This window comes from Longimicrobium sp. (genome assembly GCF_048594345.1).
Classification (GTDB): domain Bacteria; phylum Gemmatimonadota; class Gemmatimonadetes; order Longimicrobiales; family Longimicrobiaceae; genus Longimicrobium.
Genome location: NZ_JBMDXM010000128.1, coordinates 1 through 4,406, shown reverse-complemented (window position 1 = coordinate 4,406; position 4,406 = coordinate 1). Strand labels below are relative to the sequence as shown.

Sequence of the window (4,406 nt, the reverse complement as noted above, 5' to 3'; positions counted from 1 at the left end):
ACACTAGCATATGCTAGTGTACTAGCACTTCCCTCCTTCGCCGCCCTCGTCCCATGCCCATGAAACGCATCCTTGCACCGCTGGCCGCCGCGCTGGTACTTGCCGCGCCGCTGGCCGGGCAGCCCGGCCAGCCGGCGGCCGACCATCACCTGCACCTGCTAAGCCCCGCCATTGTGGAGCTGTTCGCCGAAGCGCCGCCCGTGCCGGTGGCGCTTCCTCCGGAGCTGGACCGCGTGCTGCGCGAGCGAGAGCGCATCGCGGGGACCACGGAGGCCGCCGACGTGTTCACCGACGATGCGCTGGTCGTGGACAACGGCGAAACGACGTGGAGCCGCGGGCAAGAAGCCGCGCGCGCCACGGCGTCGCAGCAGCGTCCCGGGTACCGCATCATCCCCCTCCATTACCGGGTCGACGGCGCGTCCGCGTACGTCACCGCCACCACGCGGCGGGGCGAGGGGGCCGCCGTGCGGTACACGGCCAACGTGCTGTACGCGCTGCGCCGTGGGGATGACGGCGTGTGGCGCATCGCCGCGGAGAACGCGAGCGTAAAGTCGCCGGCGCGCTTCAACGCACCGTTCTTGGCCGATTCGCTGGTTCGCCTGCTGGACGCGGCCGGCATTCGCCGCGGCGTGGTGCTGTCGCTGGGCTACATCTTCGGCTCGCCGCTCCGCGCAACGGGGCCGGACGAATACGACCGCGTGCGCGCGGAGAACGACTGGACGGCGGAGCAGGTGGCGCGGCATCCGGACCGGCTGGTGGGTTTCTGCAGCGTGAATCCGCTGCGGCAGTACGCGGTGCGGGAGCTGGAACGGTGCACGCGCAACCCGCGCATGCGCGGCCTCAAGCTGCACTTTGGCAACTCGGCCATTGACGTGCGCAACCCGGAGCACGTGCAGGCCGTGCGCCGCGTGTTCCAGGCCGCCAACCAGGCCCGCATTCCCATCGTGGCACACCTGTGGACGGTGGATCCGGCGTACGGGGCCGAGCACTCGGAGATCTTCCTGGACCAGATCGCCTCCGCCGCGCCCGACATTCCCATCCAGATCGCGCACATGGGCGCCTCGGGCCCCGGCTACCACTCTGACGAAGCGATCGGGGTGTTCGCCGACGCGGCCCAGGCCGGCGACCCCCGCGTCCGCAACCTGTGGTTTGACTTTGCCACCCTCATCAGTGCGGATCTGACGGACGCGCAGGTGGAGCTGGCCACGCGGCGGCTGCGGCAGCTGGGCGTGGAGCGCCTGCTCTTTGGCTCGGACCTGGACCCCGCCGTGCCGCCCCGGCGCGCCTGGACCGACTTCCGCGTCATGCTCCCGCTGACCGACGCCGAGTTCGCCGCCATCGCCGACAACGTCGCGCCGTACCTGCGGTGATGGTGTGATGGTGTGATGGAACGCGAGAGGACGTGGATGATGGGCTCATCCGCGTCCTCGTTCGTGTAGTCGCGCGTTTCATGGGTGCCGCGAGGGAGAATTACTCCGCCGTCAGCCACGCCACGGCCTGTTCACGATCGGGAAAGAATCGGAACCACGACCTGCCGGTGTTCGCCTCGCGGGCAAAGTCCTGGAACGATTGCGAGTGGATGGATGGATCGGGGACTACGGCCGCCATGCGGATCTCGTACTGTGTCAGCCGCTGCACCATCGCGCCCGCGATGCGCGTGCTCAGGTCAAAGAACTCCGGCGGCAGCGCGCCATCGTCCAGCAGCAGGCGGTCCGTCCCACTCTCGATGCATGCGTTCACCACCGCAACCGCATCGAATTGACCCGCCGGTTGCCGTGAAATCTCGAAGTATTCGCTCACAGGAGTAGATGATCAGGTAGATGGGAAGAAGCATCGGTACGCTACCCACGCCACGAGGCTCCCGCAATGCGCTCCGCAGTCTCGCACGGTGACGTGCCATCCGCCCGCGATTCCGAGAGTAGCTTGCATCCCGCCTGGGGGAGCGAATGAATTCGCCGCTGGAAAATCGCAAAGTCCACCTGCGTGGACTCGGCGGCCCGGCGGTGTGCGGCGTTCCAGGCACCTGCGCGTTCGCAACCGGGCGCGATTCCGAGAGTAGCGTGCATCCCGTCCGGGGGAGCGAATGAATTCGCCGCTGGAAAATCGCAAAGTCCGCCTGCGCGGACTCGGCGGCTGAGGGTGTGCGGCGTTCCAGGCACCTGCGCGTCCGCAACCGGAACCCACATTCTCCCGCACCTTCGTACCTTCGTACCTTCGTACTTTCGTACCTTCGTACTTTCGTACTTCTTTCCCCGCAGGCCGCGTGCTTGCAACACAACGCGCGAGCCGCGTTCGATCCTGACGAGCCCCAACCCTGCCGGTGATGATCTCTTCGCTCTTTCTGCGCCCGCTGTGGGCGCTGTGCCTTTCGCTGGCCGCCTGCTCCGCGCCCGACCGGGCGGAGAATCCGCCCGCCGCCGCCAGGGCCGCCGTGCCCGCGGCGCCGGAGATCCCGGCCATCCCGCCGCTGCGCACCGACACCGCGGGGCAGGCGTGGGTGGAGCGCACGCTGGCCGGCCTGTCGCTGCGGCAGCGGGTGGCGCAGCTGGTGTTTCCGTGGATCAGCGGTCAGTCCGCTTCGGCGAATCCCGGTGAGCAGCAGCGGATGCTCACCTGGGTGACGCGCGACGAGGTGGGGGGGCTCATCGTCTCCACCGGCAGCCCCGGGGCGCTCGCGGGGAAGCTGAACGCGGCGCAGATGCGGGCGGGCGTGCCGCTGCTCATCGTCAGCGACCTGGAGACGGGGCCGGGGATGCGCCTGAACCCCGGCGGCACGCGCATGCCGCCCGCGATGGCGTTCGGCGCGGCGGACGACACGGCCCTGGCGCGGCAGGCCGGCCGCGCCACCGGCGCCGAGGCGCGGGCCGTGGGCATCCACCTCACCCTGGGGCCGGTGCTGGACGTCAATTCGAATCCCGCCAACCCCATCATCAACGTCCGCTCCTTTGGCGAGTCGCCGGAGCGGGTGGCGCGGCTGGGGGCGGCGTGGCTGCTGGGCGCGCGAGAGACGGGGCTGCTTTCGGTGGGCAAGCACTTTCCCGGGCACGGCGACACCAACGTGGATTCGCACGTGGGGCTGCCGCAGATCAGCGGCGACTCCGCGCGGCTGGCGCAGGTGGAGCTGGCGGCGTTCCGGGGGGCCATGCGGGCGGGGATGGATGGCGTGCTGGTGGGCCACATCGCCGCCGTGGGGATCGAGGGGCCCGGCGCGCCCCCCGCCTCCCTGTCGCCGCGGATGATCGGAATGCTGCGCGGACCCATGGAGTTTCGCGGCATCGTCTTTACCGACGCGCTGAACATGGGCGGAGTGACGCGCCGCTACTCCGTGACGGAGGCGAGCATCCTGGCGCTGCTGGCCGGGGCCGATGCGCTGCTGCAGCCGCCCGGCCACCCGCAGGTGATCGACGGCATCGTGGCCGCGGTAGAGTCTGGCCGCATCCCCCGCCCCCGCATCGACGAGGCGGCGCGCCGGGTGCTGACCGCCAAGGCCGCCGCCGGCCTGCACCGCGGTGCGCGCGTGGACCTGGGCGCGGTCGCGGGCGCCGTGGCCACGGACGCGCACCGCGAACTCGCGCGCACGGTGGCGGCGCGCTCCATCACCCTGGCCCGCGACCGGGCGAATGCGGTGCCGCTGCGCCGGGGCGCGCGGGTGCTGCACGTGACGTACACCGACAACGGGCGCGGCACCGCGGGCGGCGTGCTGCAGCGCGAGCTTGCCGCGGGCGGCGTGACGGCGGAGCACGTGCGCGTGGGCCCCGCCACCCCCGCCGCCACCTTCACCTCGCTGCGTACGCGCGCCGCGGCGGCGGACGTCGTGATCGCCTCCATCGCCATCGCGCCGTTCCAGTACCGCTCGTTGGGGATCGGGGGCGGGATGCCCGGGTTCGTGGAGGCGCTCTCCGCGTCGGGCAAGCCCGTGGTCGCCGTGTCGCTGGGAAGCCCGTACCTGCTGGACGCGTTCCCCTCCGTCCCCGCGTACCTGCTGGCCTGGGACGCCGGCGCCGCCGCCGAGGCCGCCGCCGCGCGGGCGCTGCTGGGCGCCATCCCCATCACCGGCCGCCTTCCCGTCTCGCTCCCCCCGCACCACCGCGCGGGTGAGGGGATCGACCGGCGGCCGTAGGGCGGGGCAGGCGAGTGGGCGGGGACGAGCGGCGTCGAGCTGCGTCCGCGGCGCCCCCTCCGGGCCGGCACCACCGGCCCACCTCCCCCGAAACTGCCGGGGGAGGTTGGGTGTGGGGCTGGATCGTCGGCGGGGGGGAAGATCTGGCGCGAGATGGTGGGCCGCCCCCCTCCCCGACCCTCCCCCGCAAACTGCGCGGGGGAGGGAGGTGCGACGCACCTGGTCGAAGCGGGATCGAAGTTCTCCCCTCTCCGTGAGGAACGAACGGGGAGGGGCCGGGGGAGGG

3 protein-coding genes are annotated in these 4,406 nt (G+C 71.6%); 2 read left to right on the top strand and 1 reads right to left on the bottom strand.

From position 1 onward, the window contains the following. Nucleotides 1–59: 59 nt before the first annotated feature. Nucleotides 60–1,370: an amidohydrolase family protein gene (locus ACOJUJ_RS14470; RefSeq protein WP_420127603.1), complete on the top strand. Its 1,311-nt coding sequence runs from the start codon at nt 60–62 to the stop codon at nt 1,368–1,370. A gap of 100 nt (nt 1,371–1,470) precedes the next feature. On the opposite strand, the gene ACOJUJ_RS14465 is transcribed toward ACOJUJ_RS14470, so the two are convergent. After that, on the bottom strand, nt 1,471–1,800 hold the full coding sequence (locus ACOJUJ_RS14465; RefSeq protein WP_420127602.1) for a DUF4180 domain-containing protein: 330 nt from the start codon (nt 1,798–1,800) through the stop codon (nt 1,471–1,473). Between the two features lie 523 nt (nt 1,801–2,323). Here ACOJUJ_RS14465 and ACOJUJ_RS14460 point away from each other — a divergent pair. Then, entirely contained in the window at nt 2,324–4,120 is a 1,797-nt protein-coding gene (locus ACOJUJ_RS14460; protein WP_420127601.1) for a glycoside hydrolase family 3 protein, read from the top strand. Nucleotides 4,121–4,406 lie beyond the last annotated feature (286 nt).

Coding starts and splice junctions, on each gene's coding strand:
- ACOJUJ_RS14470 (WP_420127603.1), top strand. CDS start 60: ATGAAACGCATCCTTGCACCGCTGGCCGCCGCGCTGGTACTTGCCGCG.
- ACOJUJ_RS14460 (WP_420127601.1), top strand. CDS start 2,324: ATGATCTCTTCGCTCTTTCTGCGCCCGCTGTGGGCGCTGTGCCTTTCG.